Consider the following 18,530-nt stretch of genomic DNA (forward strand, 5'->3'; position numbering starts at 1 on the left):
ACCGATGCCAGATCGCGTCAGCCGAGCCAAGGCCCCAGCATGCCTTCGCGCGGCAGCACGGCGTGGTTTTCGCAGCGGGCCAGCAGGCGGTGCTGTTCGAACGGGCCGGGAAGCTTCCAGCCGCCGGTCGCCTCGTTGGAGAAGCCCCAGAACCGGCCGTAATATTCGGGATCGCCGATCATCACCTGCGGCAAGGGCGCGCGCGGGTCGATCGCGGTCAGGCTGGCCGTCATCAGCGCCTTGCCGAAGCCGCGCCCCTGGTGTTCGGGAAGCACGGCCACCGGGCCGACCATGATCATCGGCACCTTGCGCCCCTCGGGCGTGGTCAGCGCCACGGGCCAGCACTGGATCGTGCCCGCCAGCAGGTCGTTATCGTCCAGCGCCGCGAAGGAAAGGCCGGGCAGCCACTCGGTCCCCTCGCGCACCTTGTAGGCGGTGCGCGTCTTGCGCTCAGGCTCGAAGGCCCGGTCGAGCAGTTCCTCGACCAGTTCGGGCGCAACATCGGCAAGGGGAATGAGGTTTGCCATGAAGCGCGGGCCGATAGGGCCAAAGTGCACAGGTTGCAATTGCGGAATGGCGCTATCGCCCTAGCGCGGCAGCAGCTCCAGCAGGCGGCCGCCGGGGCCATCCTCGATCATCCACAGGCTGCCGTTGGCGCCTTCGGCAATCCCGCGCATCCGGTGCTCCATGTTAAAGCGCTCTGCCTCGCGCGCCGTTTCGCCATCCAGGCTGACGCGGACAAGGCCCTGCGCACCCAGCGCGGCGATCAAGGCATTACCCCGCCAAGCGGCAAACTTCGTGCACTTGCAGACGATCATGCCGCCCGGCGCGATCACCGGGTTCCAGCTGAGCGCGGGGGCGGCAAGGTCAGGCCGCGAGGCATGGCGCGCGATGGCGCGGCCATCGTAATGATCGCCGTTGGATACCAGAGGCCAGCCATAGTTCTTGCCGGGCTGCACCAGGTTCAGCTCGTCACCGCCAGCGGGGCCGTGTTCAAGATCCCACAGCCGGCCCGATCCGTCGAAAGCCATGCCCAGCGGGTTGCGATGGCCGTAAGACCAGATTTCCGCCGATACGCCGCCTTTGTCGGCAAAGGGGTTGCCCGGCGCGGGCTTGCCGTCGCGGGTCAGCCGCAGCACCTTGCCCAGCGTCACCGAAAGGTCCTGGGCCGGGGTCATCTTCTGGCGATCGCCCGAAGTGAGGAACAGGTGCTGGCCATCGGGCGAAAACACGATGCGGTGGGCATAGTGGCCGCGGCCGGTCACCTTGGGGCTTTGCCGCCAGATCACCTCCAGCCCCTCGATCCGGGCGGAGCCGCCCTCGCGCACCAGCTTGCCGCGACCCATCGCAGCACCCCGCGTATCGCCATCGCCCGCTTCGGCCCATGTCAGGTAGACCAGGCCATCGCGCACGAAATCGGGCGACAGCACGACATCGCCAAACCCTCCTTGCCCGGCATAGGCGACCTGCGGCGCACCGGAAACCTCGCTTACCGCGCCAGAGGCCAGGTCAACCAGCTTGAGCTTGCCCATCTTTTCGGTAACCAGCGCCTTGCCGTCGGGCAGCAGGGCAAGGGCCCAGGGCTCGTCGAGCTTCGCCACCTCCCGGGCGGTGAAGGGGTTGGCCTCGGCAAAATCGGTCGATCCCTGGATGGTGCTATCCCCAGCGGCGGTCGCGCCGCAGCTTGCGAGGGGGACGAGCAGGGGCGATAGCATGAGGATGAGGTTCTGACGTTTCATGGACACGAAGATGGGCCAGCCAATCCTGCTTGCCAAGACCGGCTCGACGAATGACCGGCGCGGGCCGCTGATCGGCGTGGACGAGGCCGGGCGCGGTCCGCTCGCCGGGCCGGTGGTTGCCGCCGCAGTCGTTCTGTGCAGCCCGCGTCCGGCGGGGCTGGACGATTCCAAGAAGCTGTCCCGCGATGCCCGCGCCGTGCTGGAAGAGCGCATCAAGCGCCGCTGCCGCTGGGCCGTGGGCGTGGTCGATGTGGAGGATATCGACCGGCTGAACATCTTCGGCGCAACCATGCTGGCGATGACCCTGGCGGTGACGGCACTGTGCGAGCAGCTGGACGAAGACCCGCACGAGGTGCTGGTCGATGGCAACCTCACGCCGCATGGCCGCCGCCCGGAATGGCGCTGGCCGGCACGGGCCATCGTTGGCGGCGATGCCATCGAACCGTGCATTTCCGCCGCGTCGATCATCGCCAAGGAGCACCGTGACCGGCTGATGCGCGAAGCGGCGCAGCAGCACCCGCATTACGGGTGGGAGCGCAATGCCGGCTACGGCACCCCCGAACACCTCGCCGCGCTGCGCCTGCACGGCCCCACGCCCCTGCATCGGCGCAGCTTCGCCCCCGTTGCGCAACTGGAATTGGCGATTTAACCTGACGGGAAAGAGCTCTGGGTTAAATAGTGCTTCTTCTTCTGGAGAGAAAAAAGGGAGTATAGCAATGCTCAGGGCTGCGATCACGACAATGATAGTCAGCGCATGTTTCACGCCTGCGGTTGCCCAAGTTAACCTTTCCGGCGATTGGCGTCCGACTGGCAAATTTGCCACAGAGGAAAAATATATTGACGTAGCCTCCATTGACTATGCCAAATCGGAAGTTCGAGTTGCGAGACTGGAATCTTCACCTCGAGCACTCGTTACGGTATGGATCGACGTCAAACACATCGACTGTGCGGCAAAGACCCATGCCACAACATACGGGCTAATGATGTATCCTGGCAGTACCGAGATGCGGGGCATGAACGTATTCGACCCCCAATATCCAATAAATTTCGCTCCACGCGCTGGTCTTGTTGGACAAGATGTCGAGATTGCAGCGTATAGAGCTGTCTGTTTACGTAAGTTGCCATCGAAGGATGTCAGCTTTCCTGATTTTAGCACGCTTTATTGGGATTGGCGACGTCGAAATCCATGACGAACTGACAAACTTGGAGGGGATGAGTGTCAGGATTTACCGAGGCCGACGTGCCCAGCCAGCAGGGCCGCACGATCATCGTCACCGGATCGAACACCGGCATCGGTTTCGAAGCCGCGCGGGCGCTGGCGGCGAAGGGCGCACGGGTGCTGCTGGCCTGCCGCAGCCGCGACAAGGCCGAAGCGGCGATGGCGCGCATCGGCGCGGTCGTACCGGGGGCGGACCTTGCGTTCCTGCCGCTCGACCAGTCGGACCTGGCATCGGTGCGCAAGGCGGCGGACCTGGCGGCGCGGGAAGCGCGGCTGGATGTCCTGCTCAACAATGCCGGTGTCATGATGCCACCGCTATCGCTTTCGGCGCAGGGGCTCGAGCTGCAATTCGCCACCAACCACCTCGGCACCTTCGCGCTGACCGGGCTGCTGCTGCCCAAGCTGGCGGAAACCGCAGGATCGCGCGTGGTCATCACCGCCAGCCTCGCGCACAAGCGCGGGCGGATCGATTTCGGCAACCTCGATGCCGGCAAGGGCTATGGCCGCGGCCGTTTCTACGCCCAGAGCAAGCTGGCCAACATCCTGCACATGTTCGAGCTGGACCGGCGCCTGCGGGCGGCAGGCTCGCCGGTGACGGCCGTGGGCTGTCATCCCGGCGTGGCGGCGAGCGAACTGGTGCGGCACATCCCCATGGGCAATGCCATCGGCGGCTGGTTGCTGTCGAAATTCCTCAACTCGTCAGCCAAGGGGGCCTGGCCTGCCTTGCAGGCGGCGACCGATCCGGCGGTGCAGGGCGGCTCCTACTGGGGGCCGCAGTTGCGTTCGGAAATGGCTGGCCCTTCCGGCCCGGCAAGCCGCTCTGCCGGCGCCACCGATGCGGCAGTTGCCCGGCAGCTGTGGGACAGGTCGATCGAACTGTCCGGCGTCGATCCGGGCCTGCCGCCAGCCGATTGACGCGGCGGCAGGCCGGACAGGGTCAGCGCATCCAGCGGCGGCACTTTTCCGCGCCGTGGACCTCGAGTGGCGCCACGCCCGGAGGCGCGAAGGCGATGCACAGGCCGTCACCGTAACCGGCGCTGTCACCGGCATCGTGGCCGCCGGTATCGTCCAGCATGTCGGCCAGCAGCTTGTCGGTGGCCATGGCCGATCCGACACTGGCGGAAGGACGCAGCTTCAGACCGTTGACCGGCGAGCGGCGGGCCGAGAACCAGTTGTAGAAGTCCCTCGCCATACCGATGCCCTTTTCGCGCAGTGCAGGGTTCTTCGGAGCAGAGCTTTCGTTGGACTGGCCCGAGCGGATGCCGTCCTTCGGCCAGACGCTGTAATGGAAGCTGTGATACTGCGTGTTGCCGGCCAGCGGGCAATCCTGCGCGGCAAGACGATAGACCGGGCTGTAGATGCGCGTCTTCCAGTTGTCCTGCATGTCATCCAGCTGGACCTCGTACTGGATGAGGCAGTCCTTGGGGCTCTTCGCCCGCTTGACCGGATCCATGCGCAGTACCTTGAAGGCGGCAGGCTCGGCGGAATTGCACGACCAGACGCTGTTGCTGCAGGTGGCCGCGCCGCCGGCATAGCTGGAGCATTCCGAAGCTGCGCGGGCCTCTGCCGCAGCCTGCGTCGGCGCGGCACCCCAGCCATAGGCGGAACCGTTCTTCGCATCGATCGTGCGATAGGCGGCGCAGCCCGGACCGGAAAACGCGATGACTACGGCACAGTTGTCTTTGTGTTATAACTGTTTGACTTAAAACCTCTGAAATTACTTTAAGTTATGAGGCCGCGGCTTGCGCAATCGCGAGGAAGGCCATCGCTCGGCGGGCCGGGCGAAAAAAAATTCGCCGCCGAGTCCTGACAGCCACACCACTACATCTGGAGTCCCGGTTGAATCGACGGACTCCATATCCTGTGCCGGACTCCTTTCGTTCCGCTTTCGCAAGCCGCGCGAAATCCATGAATCGCAAGGATTCCCGGCGAGTCGCGGGTTGACGTGGGCCTGTGGATAACTCACCCTAGGGGTTCGTGTTCAGGATCAGGGGCAAGGAATTTCATGGCGCAGGCATTGTTGAGAAGGCGCGCGGAGCCGCAGTTGAAGGCCGATGTGCGCGCATCGCTGCCGCTCGGCCAGATCATTCCCGGCGATTGCGTCGAGGCCATGCGCTCGCTCCCGACCGCCTCGGTCGACCTCGTTTTTGCCGATCCGCCCTACAACCTCCAGCTTGGCGGCGACCTTTCGCGCCCCGATGGCAGCCATGTCGATGCTGTGACCGATCACTGGGACCAGTTCGACAGCTTCGCCGCCTATGACAAGTTCACCCGCGAGTGGCTGACCGAAGCGCGCCGCGTGCTCAAGCCCGATGGCGCGATCTGGGTGATCGGATCCTATCACAACATCTTCCGCCTGGGCGCGATGATGCAGGACATGGGCTTCTGGATCCTCAACGACGTGGTCTGGCGCAAGGCCAACCCCATGCCCAATTTCAAGGGCACCCGCTTTACCAACGCGCACGAGACGCTGATCTGGGCGAGCATGGGGGAAAAGGCGCGCTACACCTTCAATTACACGGCGATGAAGACGCTCAACGACGAGCTGCAGATGCGCTCTGACTGGGTGCTGCCGATCTGTTCGGGGCAGGAGCGGCTGAAGAAGGGCGGGCACAAGGTCCACCCGACGCAGAAGCCCGAAGCGCTGCTCTATCGCGTGATGCTGGCAACGACCAACAAGGGCGATGTCGTGCTCGATCCCTTCTTCGGCACCGGCACCACCGGCGCGGTTGCCAAGCGCCTCGGGCGCGAATGGATCGGTTGCGAGCGCGAAAGCGACTATCGCGAAGCTGCGCTTGAGCGCATCGAGATGGCCCTGCCGCTCGATGAATCGGCGCTCAAGACGATGCAGAGCCCGCGCGCCGCGCCAAAGGTGGCCTTCGGCACCCTGATCGAAACCGGCTGGATCCAGGCGGGTACCGTGCTGACCGACAAGAAGCGCCGGATGAGCGCCACGGTCCGCGCCGATGGCTCGCTCGTCTCGGGTGAACACACCGGCTCGATCCACGGCGTCGGGGCCAAGCTGCAAGGCGCGCCCAGCTGCAACGGCTGGACCTTCTGGCACATCGAGCACGAGGGGCAGGTCAAGCCGCTCGATGCGATCCGTCAGCTTTACCTGCTGGCGACCGAGGACTGATCCGGGCTGGCGGGCTGCGGGGAGGCGCTCTCCGCAGCCGCGCCGCCATCAGGCGATGCTGCGGGCGTTTCCGGCCGGGCTGCCGGCACCGGCAGTGCCGGGACCGAAGGGGCGTCGGGCGGCGTCTTCTTCGCATCGGCGAGCGGGCCGCGACCGTGCAAGGCCTCGATCTCGTCGCGCCGCTTGCCCAGATACCATTCGCGCTCGGCGACATAGGCATCGCCGGTTGCGCGAAATTCCTGGAACTTCTCGTCCAGCTCCACCCGGTCGTCGAGCGATTTGACCACGCCGGTGCCCAGCGCATAGGCCGAATTGGCGAAAGGCTCGCCCACGGCCGCAGGCAGGAATGACTTGTCGAGCACCCAGCCGACAAGGTCGCGTGCCGAGGTCGGGCCGATCACCGGTAGGAACATGTAGGGGCCGGCCCCGATCCCGTAATAGCCGAAGGTACTGGCAAAGCCGTTGGCGCGATAGGGCAGGTTGATCGTCGGGGTCTTGGCGACATCGATCAGCCCGGCAACGCCCACCGTGGAATTGATGCCGAACCGCCCCACCGTTTCGAAGGCCTTGCCGGGTTTGAACTGCAGCATGAAATTGAGGAAGTTCACCGGTTCGGTGAGGTTGCGCAGGAAGTTCCTCAGCCCCGTCCGCGCCGGGCTCGGCAGGGCCTTTTTGTAACCCATGGCCAGCGGCGCGACGACGGCATCGTCCACGGCCGTGACGGCTTCGAATGCGGCAACATTGATCGCCTGGCCCGGGTCTTCCGGCACGTTCTGGCGGGCGGTAACGACAATCGCGTCCTGGCCCTGCGCGGCAGTGTCTTCCGGCGTTGCGGTGGCAGGCGGGGTGGCCGGGACAGGCGCTTGCGCCTTGGCTTCCGGCGCGGTCGAGGGCGCAGCGGCTTCAGGCTGGGAGGCGGCGGCCTGGGCCGTGCCAGCAGGACTGGCCGATGTCAGCAGCAGGGCAACCAGAGGGGTATTAAGCAAGCCGGCATCCTTCCAATCGCGGCGAGATAAACGCGCGCCGTCTCGTGGCGCAGCGGGCGTTGAATGTCCACGCAATGCCATAAATAAATTGAGAGAATCGCGCGTTTCCCATCCGGGTTTGTCCACCGTCTGCGAGGCATCAGGAACGGGCGTGCGCGCCGCTGGTTATCCGTGCAAACAAGCTGACGGAGATGGATGGATGCAGCGGCTGTTTGCGCGCATCGCTTCGAAAAGTGCATTCCTGATGGGCCATCCCGCCGCCTTCCTTGGCGCTTCGGCGGCCTGTCTGGTCTGGGCCGTCACGGGGCCGCTGTTCCATTATTCGGATACCTGGCAGCTGGTGATCAACACCGCCACCACGGTGCTGACCTTCCTTGCCGTGTTCCTGATCCAGAACAGCCAGAACCGCGATGGCGCGGCGATCCAGGCCAAGCTGGACGAGATCCTGCGCGCCGTGGCCGATGCCCGGTCCGGCTTTGTCGGTATCGAGCGGCTTACCGAGGAGGAAATCGAGCAGATCAGGAGCGCGCTGGAGCGCGAAGTGCTCCAGACATCGGGGGGTGAACCGGATAGCGAGCACCCCTCTGTCGACGAACTGCTCGATCACCGTCCGGAGGATTGCTAGGCGGCGGAACGGCTGTCCTACAGGCGGCGGGGCTGATACCCTGCGCGCATGCACGTTCCATCTCATCCGCACGCCTTTGCGCTGCCCGCCATGCGGCACCGGCCTTGCGGCTTTGCGCAGCTTTTTTATTTTTTCCGCCGCCGGCAAGCTTGCCAAACCCCTGCAAAGGCGCAGAATTGCAGCGCTGCACGACCTCGACGCGAGGTTTACACCGTGTCAACCTTGTCAACCTCAATCCAGCCGCGGAAGGCCTGAATGTCCCAGTCGATCTACCTTCGCCCCATTGCCCTTGCCGAAAGCCCGCAGAGCGAGGAGGGCGATGCCGTGCGGCTCGGCGGGGCCATGGTCTGGGCCAGCCGCTTTGCCGTGATCGAGCGCGAAGGCACCCGCGTGGTGCGGCGCGAGCGCTATGGCGTGCGCGAGCTTGAGGCGGCGCTGCCCGGCCTGCCCGCCGAAGCGGCAGAGCAGTGGGAGAACCTGAAGCGGGCCCACGCGCCCCTGCAATGCGGCAGGCGGACGGTGCGGCTCGATCAGCCGCAGGTCGTGGGCATCCTGAACGTCACGCCGGACAGCTTCTCCGATGGCGGGGAATTCCTCGACAAGCCCGAAGTGGCCAATGCCCACGCCGCCCGCATGCTTGAGGCAGGCGCGGCGATCATCGACGTTGGCGGCGAAAGCACCCGGCCCGGCGCGGCGGCGGTGTGGGAAGGGGACGAGGTGAAGCGTGTGGTCCCGGCGGTAGAAGCGCTTGCCGCCATGGGCGCTGCAATCAGTGTCGATACCCGCCGGGCCGGGGTAATGGAGGCGGCGCTGGAAGCCGGCGCCCACGTGATCAACGACGTGTCCGGCCTGCGCCACGATCCGCGAGCCATGGAACTCGCCGCAGCGGCCGCCGCACCCGTGGTGCTGATGCACGCGCCGGGCGAGGGCGAGAACCTGCACGAGGGCGGCACCTATGGCGATGTCGTGCTCGACGTGTTCGACTGGCTGAAGGCCCGGCGTGATGCGGCGCTGGCAGCGGGCATTGCGCGCGAGCGGATCGTGCTCGACCCCGGGGTCGGCTTTGGCAAGACGCTGGCGGAAAACCTGGCGCTGATCAATGCCCTGCCGCTGTTCCACGCGCTTGGCCAGCCGCTGCTGGTGGGAGCCAGCCGCAAGCGGATGATCGGCGCGCTGTCCAACGAGGCACCGGCGCACCAGCGGCTGGGCGGCTCGCTGGCACTGGCGATGAAGGCGATGGATGCCGGCGTCCACCTGCTGCGGGTCCACGATGTGCCCGAGACGGTGCAGGCGCGCGATGTGTGGCGCGGGATGCGCGATGCGGCGCTGACCGATTTCGCGCAGTTGCCGGCCTAGGGCGGCACCCGGCGCAGCGATCAGGCGGCGCTGTCTATCCCGAGGTCGGAGAGCTTGCGGTAAAGCGTCGAGCGCCCGATCCCCAGCCGCCGGGCAACCTCTGTCATGCGGCCGCGATAGTGGCCGATGGCAAGGCGGATGACGTCGGCCTCGATCTCTTCGAGCGGGCGCAGGTTGCCGTCCGGCGTATAGAGCAGGACGCCCGAGCCTTCCTGCATCGGGTTGAGCGGCGCATGCGGCTCGCTGCCGATGAGGTTGGACAGCTGGGGAAAGTCCTCGCTGGTCAGGGCATCGCCATCGCAGAACACGGCGGCGCGGAACAGCACCGCCTGGAGCTGGCGGACATTGCCGGGCCAGTCAAAGGCGGCCAGCAGCGCCAGCGCGCTGTCGGTAATGCCCAGCGGCCGCAGCCCCGGCTGCTCGCCGATGCGGGCCAGGAAGTGGCGAGCCAGTGCCGGGATGTCGCCCGCGCGCTCGCGCAGGGGGGGCAGCACCACCGTGGTGTGGGCCAGCGCCTGGTGCAGTTCGGGCAGGAAGTGGCCGGCCGATACGAGGTCGCGCAATGGCAGGTTGCTCGCCGCGATCAGGCGCACGTCGACGCGGAAGGAGTGGCGGGCACCGATCGGGCGCACGTCGCTGCGGGCGATCGCTTCGGCCAGCCGCTCCTGCACGTGATCGGGCAGGCGGTCGATCTCGTCGAGCACCAGCGTGCCCCCGTCGCAATGCTGCAGCGCGCCGATCTGGCGGTCGAAGGCGCCGGGAAAGGCCCCGCGCTCGTGCCCGAAAAGGACGGATTCGACCGAGTTGGCCGGCAGACCGCCCACGTTGACGATCCGCATCGGCATCCGGGCGCGCGGAGAGGCGGCGTGCATGGCGCGCACCAGCATCTCCTTGCCGGTGCCGCTCTCGCCCTCGATCAGCACGGGGGCATGGCCGCGCGCCGCCTTGGCCGCAACGGCAAGCGCGGCGCGGAAGGTGGGAGCGGCGCCGATCATCGAATCGAAGTCGAGGCTGGCCGCCATCTTCTCGGTCAGCGGGGCCAGCTCGTCCTGGGGCGTCTCGCGCGTGGTCGCGGCGCGCAGGGCCTGCATCAGCCGGTCTGGCGCGACCGGCTTGATCAGGTAGTCGGTTGCCCCTGCGCGCATGGCCTCGACCGCGAGCAGCGGCGATGCGCTGGTGGTCAGCATCAGGATCGGCAGGGCGGGGCGGCGGCTCTTGAGTTCGGCGATGAGTTCGCAGGCATCATCCCCCGGAACCCACTGGTCGAGGATGATGGCATTGAGCTGCATCCCCTGGCGCGTACCGAGCGTGGCGATGGCCGTCTCGCTGTCGCGCACGACGATCGTGCGCCAGCCTTCCCGCGCGGCAAGCGCAGAGATCAGCCGGCACTGCGCCGGCTCGTCGTCGATCAGCATCAGCAGGCGCTGCTCGATCTCGGCCATTCGTTCCCCGTGCGTAACCCCACGCGCGCAGGACCATACCCGCACGCTCGTTCGGCACCGACTTAACGCGTGTGGGTAAAGAGCCGATTAAGCCTGTTAGCGCTTGAGCCCTGAGTGCAGGGGCGATAGAGGCAGGCTCTCAATTCAATAGCCCGTCACGGGCGGCAAACATGGGGATTGGCTGGAAAATGGCATCCGGTAACAACATGAAGGCTCACGAAGCGACCTACGGCAGCTTCCTGGGCATGCTGAAGGTCTCGATTCCGGTACTCACCGTAATCACCATCATCGTCATCGCGCTGGTCGCCTGATCCGGACATGGCCGAAGCCTTGCGGATCGCGGTTCTGAAGGAACACGCGAACGGGGAAACCCGCGTCGCGGCAACGCCGGAAACGGTGAAGAAGTTCATCGCCCTGGGGGCCGCGGTCGCCGTCGAGGCGGGCGCAGGCGCGGGGGCATCGATCCCCGATGCCGACTATGCCGCTGTCGGCGCCGAGGTGAAGTCCGGTGCCGTGACCGGCGCGGACATCGTGCTCGGCGTGCAGGGGCCGGAACCCAAGGACCTTTCAGGCGTGCGCGCCGGGGCCTGGATCGTCGCCACGCTCGATCCGTTCCGGGAACGGGCACGGGTCGATGAATATGCCAGCCTCGGGCTTGAAGCCCTGGCGATGGAGTTCATGCCGCGCATCACCCGTGCGCAGTCGATGGACGTCTTGTCCTCGCAGTCGAACCTTGCAGGCTACAAGGCCGTGATCGAGGCAGCGAACCTTTACGGTCGCGCCTTCCCGATGATGATGACCGCCGCAGGCACGGTGAGCGCCGCCAAGGCCTTCGTCATGGGTGTCGGCGTTGCCGGCCTCCAGGCCATCGCCACCGCCCGCCGCCTTGGCGCGCAGGTATCGGCCACCGACGTGCGCTCGGCCACCAAGGAACAGATCCAGTCGCTCGGCGCCAAGCCCATCTTCGTTGAGAACGTGGCAGGCATCGAGGGCGAGGGCGCAGGCGGCTATGCCACCGAGATGTCGGAAGAGTACCAGAAGGCGCAGGCCGAGCTGGTCTCAAGCCATATCGCCAAGCAGGACATCGTCATCACCACGGCCCTGATCCCGGGTCGCCCCGCTCCGCGCCTGATCTCCGACGCGCAGATCGCCTCGATGAAGCCCGGTTCGGTGATCTTCGACCTCGCAGTGGCGCAGGGCGGCAACGTGGAAGGCTCGGCCGCGGACCAGGTCGTCGAGAAGCACGGGGTGAAGATCCTCGGCTATTCGAACACCCCGGCCAAGCTGCCGGCGGACGCCTCGGCGCTCTACGCCCGCAACCTCTACAACTTCCTCTCCGCCTTCTGGGACAAGGAACAGGGCAAGCCGGTCCTCGACGAGGAAATCGGCGATGCCGTGCGCCTGACGCGCGACGGCAAGGTGGTGAACGAGAGGCTTCTGGGGGCGTAACATGGACTTCATCTCAATCCTCTCGATCTTCGTCATGGCCTGCTTTGTCGGCTATTACGTCGTCTGGTCGGTTACCCCGGCGCTGCACACGCCGCTGATGGCGGTGACAAATGCGATTTCCTCGGTGATCGTCGTCGGCGCGCTGATTGCTTCGGCGGCGGCGGGCTCTGCGACCAGCAAGTGGCTCGGACTGCTTGCGGTGGTGCTGGCAAGCGTCAACATCTTCGGCGGCTTTGCCGTGACGGCGCGCATGCTGGCGATGTACAAGAAGAAGGAGCGCAACTGATGAGCCTTGCGCTTCTGGCTGCTGCCGCTGCCGATGCGGCCCATGCGGTGAACCCGTGGGTGGCGCTCGCCTACCTTGCCTCGGGCGTCCTCTTCATCCTCGCCCTGCGCGGGCTGTCGAGCCCCTCCACCAGCCGCGCGGGCAACCGCTATGGCATGATCGGCATGCTGATCGCCGTGGTCACGACGCTCGTCACGCACGAGATTGCCAGCCTGCCCGAGATCGTCGGCGCGCTCGCCATCGGTGGCGCGATTGGCTGGATCATCGCGCGCAAGATCGCGATGACCGACATGCCGCAGCTCGTCGCCGCGTTCCACAGCCTTGTCGGCCTTGCCGCAGTGCTCGTCGGCTGGGCGGCATACCTCAACCCCGAGGCTTTCGGCATTGCGGGGCCTGACGGAGCGATCAACCCGGTCTCGCGGCTGGAAATGGGCCTTGGCATCGCCATTGGCGCGATCACCTTCTCTGGCTCGGTCATCGCCTTCCTCAAGCTCGCCGGCAAGATGAGCGGTGCGCCGATCCTGCTGCCGCTGCGCCATGTGATCAACCTTGGCACCCTGATCGCCATCGTGGGGCTTACCGGCTTCTTCATGACCGACCAGAGCCTGTGGGTGATCGCCACGATCACGGCACTCTCGTTCATCATCGGCTTCCTGCTGATCATCCCGATCGGCGGCGCGGACATGCCGGTGGTCGTCTCGATGCTCAACTCGTACTCGGGCTGGGCAGCGGCGGCGATGGGCTTCACGCTGCACAACACGGCAATGATCATCACCGGCGCGCTGGTCGGCTCGTCGGGCGCGATCCTCTCTTACATCATGTGCAAGGCGATGAACCGCGGCTTCCTTTCGGTCATCGCTGGTGGCTTCGGAGCCGAAGCGGCAGCGGGCGACGGCGCGGCGCGTGAACAGCGCCCGTGGAAGCGCGGCTCGGCCGAAGACGCGGCCTACATGCTGGGCGAGGCCGAGAAGGTCATCATCATCCCCGGCTACGGCATGGCGGTTTCGCAGGCCCAGCACGCGCTGCGCGAAATGGCTGACCTGTTGAAGGCCAGGGGCGTCGAGGTGAAGTATGCGATCCACCCGGTCGCGGGCCGCATGCCGGGGCACATGAACGTGCTGCTGGCCGAAGCCAACGTCCCCTATGACGAGGTGTTCGAGCTGGAGGATATCAACTCCGAATTCGCCACCGCTGACGTTGCCTTCATCATCGGCGCGAACGACGTGGTGAACCCCGCCGCCAAGACCGACAAGTCATCGCCGATCTACGGCATGCCCGTGTTCGACGTCGACAAGGCCAAGCAGGTGTTCTTCATCAAGCGTTCGATGGGCGGCGTGGGTTATGCCGGGGTCGACAACGACGTTTTCTACATGGACCAGACGCTGATGCTGCTGGCCGATGCCAAGAAGATGGTGGAAGACATCAACAAGGGTCTGGCGCACTGAAGCCGGCGCTCATTGCGGGTTCAGGCTCCGCCCTGCATGGCGGGGCCTGAAGGCTTGAATTGTCGAAGGTATCCATGAAGCGCATTCTGATCCCGGTCCTGGTCCTTTCCCTCGCGGCCTGCTCCACTGGCAAGCTCGGCGAGGGGCGGGTGCGGTCGGCGCTGATGGATGCGGGGCTGGACCAGGCGAATGCCTCGTGCATGGCCGAACGGATGAGCGACCGCCTTTCCCTGGGCCAGCTCAAGCGGCTGGAAGCGCTCAAGACCGAGAAGCGCAGCCTTTATGATTACGTCGCGGCCGTGAAGCGCCTGTCCGACAGCGAGCTGTTGCAGGTGACGAGCAGTGCCGCCGCCCTGTGCATGACCGGCTTCGCCAAGGAAAAGCGGTAAGCAACCCTTCATAGGCGGTGGAATGCGCCCGGCCATGGCTGGACGGGTGGCGCACCTTTGCCTAATGCCCGCCCGCAACGGGGGGCTATCCAATCAGCCCTGGGAGAATTGGCGTTGCGCAAACTCGGCCTTATTGGCGGCATGTCGTGGTTCTCGACCCGCACCTATTACGAACACATCAACCGCATCGTGCAGAAGCGCGCGGGGCAGCGCCATTCCGCGCCGCTGCTGATCGAAAGCCTCGATTTCGCAGACCTGCAGCGCCTGTCCACCGCCGATGAATGGAAGCGCGCCGCAGAAGTGCTGGCAAAGTCCGCGCGCCGGCTGGAAAAGGCCGGCGCGAGTGCCATCGTCATCGGCGCGAACTCGATGCACAAGGTCTATGACCAGGTAGCCGCCGCCGTCGAAGTGCCGGTGATCCACATCGCAGAATGCGTTGCCGATCGCGTAGCGCGCGATGGCCGGCGCAAGGTGGCGCTGATCGGCACGCGCAACGTCATGCTGGAAAGCTTCTATCGCCAGAAGCTGATCGAGCGCGATATCGAACTGCTGCCGCCGGAAATGGCATTCGTCGATACGCTCGATCACGTGATCTACGATGAACTGGTGCTCGGCAAGGCAAGCCGCAATGCGCAGCGCGAGCTGAAGACGATCCTTACCAACCTGGGCCAGGATGGCGCGCAGGCCGTGGTCCTGGGTTGCACGGAACTGGAAATGCTGGTTGACGTCGATGCCTCGGTCCTGCCGGTCTACGATTGCACCCGCATCCATGCCGAGGCGGCGGCGGAGTGGATCCTGGGAGGGGAATGAGCCAGCGCGCGCCCTATGCCTGCGATCCGGCGCATAGCCGGGGTCGCGAATTCGCTGCGGCGGATGGGCTGACGCGCGGGCCGCGCGGGCCGTTCCAGCGCGACCGCGACCGGATCATCCATTCGATCGCCTTCCGCCGGCTGCGGCACAAGACACAGGTGTTCATCGCACCCGATGGCGATCATTACCGCGTCCGTCTTACGCACAGCCTGGAAGTGGCGCAGATCGGCCGCACCGTCGCGCGTGCGCTCGGCGTGGACGAGGACCTGACCGAGGCGCTGTGCCTTGCCCATGATATCGGCCATCCGCCTTTCGGGCATTCGGGCGAGGACGCGCTGGACGAGGCGTTGAAGGAGCACGGCGGCTTCGATCACAACGCCCATTGCCTGCGCACGCTGATGCGGCTGGAAAGCCCCTATTGCGAGTTCGACGGGCTGAACCTGACATGGGAACTGCTTGAAGGGCTGGCCAAGCACAACGGCCCGGTTAGCGAGCCGAACTGGGCCCTGGCCGAGCTGGATGCCGCATTCCCGCTGGGCCTTTCGGACTGGTGCGGCCTTGAAGGTCAGGTGGCGGCGCTGTCGGACGACATTGCCTATGACAACCACGATATCGACGATGGCCTGCGCGCTGGCTTTCTCGAGCTTGACGACCTGCTGACGCTTGATTTCGTGGCCGACCACTGGCGCGCGGTCGAGGCCCGCTATCCCGGTGCCCCGCGCGACCGACAGCTGCGCGAACTGGTGCGTAGCCAGATCGGCTGGATGGTAAACGATCTTGTCGCGACCACGCGAGAGAACGTGAAGGGGCTTGAATCGGCCGATGCCGTGCGCAAATCGGGCAGGATGCTCGCCTGCTTCTCACCCGAGGTGGCCGAGCAGGAACGGCAGCTGAAAGAGTTCATGTACCAGCGTCTCTATTACCACCCCGAACAGATCGAAACCGCAGAGCGCGCCCGCCGCGTAACAGCCGGTCTGTTTGCCGCCTATTCCGCCGATCCGGCGCTGATGGGCGCTGCCTGGGCGCAGCGCAGCCACGAGGCCGAGCCCGATCGCAGCCGCCATATTGCCGACTACATCGCCGGCATGACCGACCGCTTTGCCATTTCCGCCTATGCCCGCATCTTCGGCGAGACCCCGGAGGGCCTGAGCAATGTCTAGGCAGGTGCGCATCTGTCTGGTCGGCGCGACGGGGCTTGTCGGATCGGCGCTGATCGAAGCCTGTGTCGGGCGCACCGACGTGCGGCTGGTGGCCGTATCGCGCAACGAGGCGGATCTGCCCAAGGGCGCGCGGATGGAAGTGCTGCTGGCGCCCACGACCGGCTGGCAGGACGCCATTGCCGCGGCCCAGCCGGACGTGCTGGTGATCGCGCTGGGCACGACCTGGAAAAAGGCCGAAAAGAGCGAGGCGCAATTCCGCCTGGTCGATGAAAAGCTGGTGCTCGATTGCGCCCGCTGGGGCCTTGCCGCCGGTGCGCGGCAGGTCATCCTGGTTTCCTCGGCGGGTGCGGCCCGCAATGCGAAGTACCTTTACCCGCGCGTGAAGGGCGAAGTGGAAGACCAGCTGGCCCGCATCGGATTCCATCGTGTCGACGTGCTGCGCCCCGGCCTGCTGATCGGTCCGCGCAAGGAATTGCGCCCACTGGAACGGATCGCGCAGTTCCTCAGCCCTGTTCTCGATCTGCTGTTGCAGGGCAAGTACCGCCGCTTCCGCTCGATCCACGTCGATGTCCTGTCGCAGGCCATCCTGGCCCTGGCTCACCAGAAGGTGCGCGGTCGTTTCATGTACGAACATGACGAGATCCTGCGCGCGATCCGCCGGCAGGCGCTGGAGCAGAGTGTGCGCCGCGCGGTCCACGGGGTGGCTGTGGAATAGGCCGGCGCGCGGTTGACTCTCACCGCGCGGGAAGCCAGAGCCGGTCCGTCGCTGGACGCGCGGGAGAGATCCTGTGATTCGTCACCGGACGCCGAAGGAGCAACCGCCCCGGAAACTCTCAGGCACAAGGGACCGCGCCGGCCAATAGCGACGCTCTGGAAAGACCCCGGACCTGATCCGGGGCGCCGAAGGGGTAATGCTCTCAGGCTTCCGTGACAGAGGGGGCACCGAATGGTGTGCTGACTGTTGCGGAGCCGTGTCTTGAGCGAAGCTAACGATAACATTGATGAAGATGCGGTCGAAGTACTGACCCTGCCGCTCGATGCCTGGCATCGCGACAAGGGCGGCCGCATGGTCGAATTCGCCGGATACTGGATGCCCGTCCAGTACGAAGGCATCATCGCCGAACACCTCTGGACGCGTGAAAACGCCGGCCTGTTCGACGTTTCCCACATGGGCCAGCTGCTGCTCTCGGGCGAAGGCCTTGAAGCCGCCGTGGAAGCGGTGCTGCCGATCGACCTTTCGACCCTGAAGCTTGGCCAGCAACGCTACTCGCTGCTGCTCGACGAGGAGGGCGGGGTGCTTGACGACCTGATGGTCCAGCGCTGGCCCGACAAGCTGTACATGGTGGTCAACGGGGCGACCAAGTGGGACGATATCGGCACCCTGCGCGAGGCCCTGCCGGACGAAGTCACGATCAACCACCTGGACGAGCAGGCGCTGCTGGCGCTGCAGGGGCCCAAGGCCTCCGCAGCGCTGGAACGCCATGCTCCCGGCGTTTCGGCGCTGACTTTCATGAAGCTTGGCCATTTCACCATTGCCGGCCATCCCGCCACGATCAGCCGTTCGGGCTATACCGGCGAGGACGGGTTCGAGATTTCGATCCCGGCCGAGGCGGCAGCAGAAGTGGCGGGCCTTTTGTGCGGCGAGCCGGAAGTGAAGCCCATCGGCCTTGGTGCGCGCGACAGCCTGCGGCTTGAGGCTGGCCTGCCGCTCTACGGCCATGACCTTGGGCCGGATACCTCGCCGATCGAGGCAGGGCTGATTTTCGGCATCAACAAGCGCCGCCGTGCCGAGGGCGGTTTTCCCGGCGCGGAGCGCATCCAGCGCGAGCTGGCCGAAGGCACTGCGCGCCGCTGGGTCGGACTTGCGCTTGAAGGCCGCCAGGCCGCGCGCGAGGGCGCGGAGGTTTATGCCGGCGGCGAGCTTGTCGGCAAGCTGACCTCGGGCGGCTTTTCGCCCAGCCTCAACCACCCCATCGCCACCGCCTATGTCGCCAGCGAATTCGCGGCCGAGGGCACGGCGGTGGAGATCGACGTACGGGGCAAGCGCCTGCCTGCCCGTGTCGTTCCCATGCCTTTCGTACCCCATCGCTATCATCGCTGAGGAGCAGTTCCATGGCCCGCTATTTCACTGAAGAACACGAATGGATCGACGTTGTCGGAGACCTCGGCACCGTTGGCATCACCGATTACGCGCAAGGCCAGCTTGGCGACATCACCTTCGTCGACCTGCCCGAAGAGGGTGCAAGCTTCGCCAAGGGCGACAGCGCCTGCGTCGTCGATTCGGTGAAGGCGGCGAGCGACGTCTACACGCCGGTCAGCGGCACGGTCAGCGCGGTCAACGGCGCACTTTCCGATGCGCCCGAACTGGTCAACGAAGATGCCGAGCAGGGTGGCTGGCTGTTTCGCCTGACCCTGTCCGATGCTGCCGAGCTCGATGGCCTGATGGACGAGGCCGCCTACAAGGACTTCATCAAGGGGCTCTGAGCCA

The 18,530-nt window shown here is 65.8% G+C and carries 21 protein-coding genes, 1 pseudogene and 2 riboswitches; of the genes and pseudogenes, 16 read left to right on the top strand and 6 right to left on the bottom strand.

Features of this window, described 5'->3' with window-relative positions:
* Nucleotides 1-17: 17 nt before the first annotated feature.
* Entirely contained in the window at nt 18-527 is a 510-nt protein-coding gene (locus C0V78_RS00675) for a GNAT family N-acetyltransferase (RefSeq protein WP_101798111.1), read from the bottom strand.
* A gap of 60 nt (nt 528-587) precedes the next feature.
* A complete protein-coding gene (locus C0V78_RS00680) occupies nt 588-1,739 on the bottom strand; it encodes a PQQ-dependent sugar dehydrogenase (protein ID WP_101795974.1) in 1,152 nt (383 codons plus the stop codon).
* A gap of 10 nt (nt 1,740-1,749) precedes the next feature.
* On the opposite strand from C0V78_RS00680, the gene C0V78_RS00685 reads away from it, so the two are divergent.
* The 3 genes from C0V78_RS00685 (at nt 1,750) to C0V78_RS00690 (ending at nt 3,873) form a co-directional block, all read left to right on the top strand.
* Nucleotides 1,750-2,388: a ribonuclease HII gene (locus tag C0V78_RS00685; protein ID WP_101798112.1), complete on the top strand. Its 639-nt coding sequence runs from the start codon at nt 1,750-1,752 to the stop codon at nt 2,386-2,388.
* A gap of 67 nt (nt 2,389-2,455) precedes the next feature.
* Nucleotides 2,456-2,929 (top strand): hypothetical protein, encoded by a 474-nt coding sequence (locus C0V78_RS14705; RefSeq protein ID WP_144039812.1) that lies wholly within the window; start codon nt 2,456-2,458, stop codon nt 2,927-2,929.
* A gap of 26 nt (nt 2,930-2,955) precedes the next feature.
* Nucleotides 2,956-3,873: an oxidoreductase gene (locus tag C0V78_RS00690; protein WP_101795975.1), complete on the top strand. Its 918-nt coding sequence runs from the start codon at nt 2,956-2,958 to the stop codon at nt 3,871-3,873.
* A 22-nt stretch (nt 3,874-3,895) separates the two neighbouring features.
* Here C0V78_RS00690 and C0V78_RS00695 read toward each other — a convergent pair whose 3' ends face one another.
* Both C0V78_RS00695 and C0V78_RS15270 read right to left on the bottom strand, forming a co-directional pair.
* Nucleotides 3,896-4,411, bottom strand: a complete 516-nt coding sequence (locus C0V78_RS00695; protein WP_101795976.1) for a hypothetical protein — start codon at nt 4,409-4,411, stop codon at nt 3,896-3,898.
* Nucleotides 4,412-4,459: 48 nt separating this feature from the next.
* Nucleotides 4,460-4,630 (bottom strand): annotated as a pseudogene (locus C0V78_RS15270) (hypothetical protein); the annotation flags it as partial.
* A 333-nt stretch (nt 4,631-4,963) separates the two neighbouring features.
* Here C0V78_RS15270 and C0V78_RS00700 point away from each other — a divergent pair.
* Entirely contained in the window at nt 4,964-6,094 is a 1,131-nt protein-coding gene (locus tag C0V78_RS00700; protein ID WP_101795977.1) for a site-specific DNA-methyltransferase, read from the top strand.
* On the opposite strand, the gene C0V78_RS00705 is transcribed toward C0V78_RS00700, so the two are convergent.
* Nucleotides 6,070-7,080: a VacJ family lipoprotein gene (locus C0V78_RS00705; protein ID WP_101795978.1), complete on the bottom strand. Its 1,011-nt coding sequence runs from the start codon at nt 7,078-7,080 to the stop codon at nt 6,070-6,072. The two genes, C0V78_RS00700 and C0V78_RS00705, sit on opposite strands and share 25 nt — an antisense overlap.
* Before the next feature lie 199 nt (nt 7,081-7,279).
* On the opposite strand from C0V78_RS00705, the gene C0V78_RS00710 reads away from it, so the two are divergent.
* Together C0V78_RS00710 and folP are read left to right on the top strand one after the other, a co-directional pair.
* Nucleotides 7,280-7,705 (top strand): low affinity iron permease family protein, encoded by a 426-nt coding sequence (locus C0V78_RS00710; protein ID WP_101795979.1) that lies wholly within the window; start codon nt 7,280-7,282, stop codon nt 7,703-7,705.
* 255 nt (nt 7,706-7,960) lie between these two features.
* Nucleotides 7,961-9,061 (top strand): dihydropteroate synthase, encoded by a 1,101-nt coding sequence (folP, locus tag C0V78_RS00715; protein ID WP_101795980.1) that lies wholly within the window; start codon nt 7,961-7,963, stop codon nt 9,059-9,061.
* Nucleotides 9,062-9,081: 20 nt separating this feature from the next.
* Here folP and C0V78_RS00720 read toward each other — a convergent pair whose 3' ends face one another.
* A complete protein-coding gene (locus C0V78_RS00720; RefSeq protein WP_101795981.1) occupies nt 9,082-10,503 on the bottom strand; it encodes a sigma-54 dependent transcriptional regulator in 1,422 nt (473 codons plus the stop codon).
* Nucleotides 10,504-10,709: 206 nt separating this feature from the next.
* Between C0V78_RS00720 and C0V78_RS00725 the strand changes: the two genes are divergently transcribed.
* From C0V78_RS00725 to gcvH, 10 genes are all read left to right on the top strand, one after another.
* Entirely contained in the window at nt 10,710-10,814 is a 105-nt protein-coding gene (locus C0V78_RS00725) for an aa3-type cytochrome c oxidase subunit IV (RefSeq protein ID WP_158241444.1), read from the top strand.
* A gap of 7 nt (nt 10,815-10,821) precedes the next feature.
* Nucleotides 10,822-11,952, top strand: coding sequence for a Re/Si-specific NAD(P)(+) transhydrogenase subunit alpha (locus tag C0V78_RS00730; protein ID WP_101795983.1), 1,131 nt, complete (start codon nt 10,822-10,824; stop codon nt 11,950-11,952).
* 1 nt (nt 11,953) lies between these two features.
* Entirely contained in the window at nt 11,954-12,238 is a 285-nt protein-coding gene (locus C0V78_RS00735) for an NAD(P) transhydrogenase subunit alpha (protein ID WP_101795984.1), read from the top strand.
* A complete protein-coding gene (locus C0V78_RS00740; protein WP_101795985.1) occupies nt 12,238-13,683 on the top strand; it encodes an NAD(P)(+) transhydrogenase (Re/Si-specific) subunit beta in 1,446 nt (481 codons plus the stop codon). The genes C0V78_RS00735 and C0V78_RS00740 overlap by 1 nt, the downstream gene beginning before the upstream one ends.
* Nucleotides 13,684-13,757: 74 nt before the next feature.
* Nucleotides 13,758-14,072 (top strand): hypothetical protein, encoded by a 315-nt coding sequence (locus C0V78_RS00745; protein WP_101795986.1) that lies wholly within the window; start codon nt 13,758-13,760, stop codon nt 14,070-14,072.
* Between the two features lie 114 nt (nt 14,073-14,186).
* Nucleotides 14,187-14,882 (top strand): aspartate/glutamate racemase family protein, encoded by a 696-nt coding sequence (locus C0V78_RS00750; protein ID WP_101795987.1) that lies wholly within the window; start codon nt 14,187-14,189, stop codon nt 14,880-14,882.
* A complete protein-coding gene (locus C0V78_RS00755; RefSeq protein ID WP_101795988.1) occupies nt 14,879-16,042 on the top strand; it encodes a deoxyguanosinetriphosphate triphosphohydrolase in 1,164 nt (387 codons plus the stop codon). The genes C0V78_RS00750 and C0V78_RS00755 overlap by 4 nt, the downstream gene beginning before the upstream one ends.
* A complete protein-coding gene (locus C0V78_RS00760; RefSeq protein ID WP_101795989.1) occupies nt 16,035-16,757 on the top strand; it encodes an NAD(P)H-binding protein in 723 nt (240 codons plus the stop codon). Before C0V78_RS00755 ends, C0V78_RS00760 begins: the two co-directional genes overlap by 8 nt.
* Before the next feature lie 50 nt (nt 16,758-16,807).
* Nucleotides 16,808-16,902, top strand: a riboswitch (glycine riboswitch).
* A riboswitch (glycine riboswitch) is annotated at nt 16,903-16,986 on the top strand.
* Nucleotides 16,987-17,018: 32 nt separating this feature from the next.
* Nucleotides 17,019-18,143: a glycine cleavage system aminomethyltransferase GcvT gene (gene gcvT / locus C0V78_RS00765; protein WP_101795990.1), complete on the top strand. Its 1,125-nt coding sequence runs from the start codon at nt 17,019-17,021 to the stop codon at nt 18,141-18,143.
* An 11-nt stretch (nt 18,144-18,154) separates the two neighbouring features.
* On the top strand, nt 18,155-18,526 hold the full coding sequence (gene gcvH, locus C0V78_RS00770; protein ID WP_101795991.1) for a glycine cleavage system protein GcvH: 372 nt from the start codon (nt 18,155-18,157) through the stop codon (nt 18,524-18,526).
* Nucleotides 18,527-18,530 lie beyond the last annotated feature (4 nt).

This window comes from Novosphingobium sp. TH158 (genome assembly GCF_002855555.1).
Lineage (GTDB): Bacteria > Pseudomonadota > Alphaproteobacteria > Sphingomonadales > Sphingomonadaceae > Novosphingobium.

Bases quoted from the DNA above. Each gene is read 5' to 3' on its own strand.
- C0V78_RS00675 (WP_101798111.1), bottom strand. From the start codon at position 527: ATGGCAAACCTCATTCCCCTTGCCGATGTTGCGCCCGAACTGGTCGAG.
- C0V78_RS00680 (WP_101795974.1), bottom strand. From the start codon at position 1,739: ATGAAACGTCAGAACCTCATCCTCATGCTATCGCCCCTGCTCGTCCCC.
- C0V78_RS00685 (WP_101798112.1), top strand. From the start codon at position 1,750: ATGGGCCAGCCAATCCTGCTTGCCAAGACCGGCTCGACGAATGACCGG.
- C0V78_RS14705 (WP_144039812.1), top strand. From the start codon at position 2,456: ATGCTCAGGGCTGCGATCACGACAATGATAGTCAGCGCATGTTTCACG.
- C0V78_RS00695 (WP_101795976.1), bottom strand. From the start codon at position 4,411: ATGGATCCGGTCAAGCGGGCGAAGAGCCCCAAGGACTGCCTCATCCAG.
- C0V78_RS00700 (WP_101795977.1), top strand. From the start codon at position 4,964: ATGGCGCAGGCATTGTTGAGAAGGCGCGCGGAGCCGCAGTTGAAGGCC.
- C0V78_RS00710 (WP_101795979.1), top strand. From the start codon at position 7,280: ATGCAGCGGCTGTTTGCGCGCATCGCTTCGAAAAGTGCATTCCTGATG.
- folP (WP_101795980.1), top strand. From the start codon at position 7,961: ATGTCCCAGTCGATCTACCTTCGCCCCATTGCCCTTGCCGAAAGCCCG.
- C0V78_RS00720 (WP_101795981.1), bottom strand. From the start codon at position 10,503: ATGGCCGAGATCGAGCAGCGCCTGCTGATGCTGATCGACGACGAGCCG.
- C0V78_RS00725 (WP_158241444.1), top strand. From the start codon at position 10,710: ATGAAGGCTCACGAAGCGACCTACGGCAGCTTCCTGGGCATGCTGAAG.
- C0V78_RS00730 (WP_101795983.1), top strand. From the start codon at position 10,822: ATGGCCGAAGCCTTGCGGATCGCGGTTCTGAAGGAACACGCGAACGGG.
- C0V78_RS00735 (WP_101795984.1), top strand. From the start codon at position 11,954: ATGGACTTCATCTCAATCCTCTCGATCTTCGTCATGGCCTGCTTTGTC.
- C0V78_RS00740 (WP_101795985.1), top strand. From the start codon at position 12,238: ATGAGCCTTGCGCTTCTGGCTGCTGCCGCTGCCGATGCGGCCCATGCG.
- C0V78_RS00745 (WP_101795986.1), top strand. From the start codon at position 13,758: ATGAAGCGCATTCTGATCCCGGTCCTGGTCCTTTCCCTCGCGGCCTGC.
- C0V78_RS00755 (WP_101795988.1), top strand. From the start codon at position 14,879: ATGAGCCAGCGCGCGCCCTATGCCTGCGATCCGGCGCATAGCCGGGGT.
- C0V78_RS00760 (WP_101795989.1), top strand. From the start codon at position 16,035: ATGTCTAGGCAGGTGCGCATCTGTCTGGTCGGCGCGACGGGGCTTGTC.
- gcvH (WP_101795991.1), top strand. From the start codon at position 18,155: ATGGCCCGCTATTTCACTGAAGAACACGAATGGATCGACGTTGTCGGA.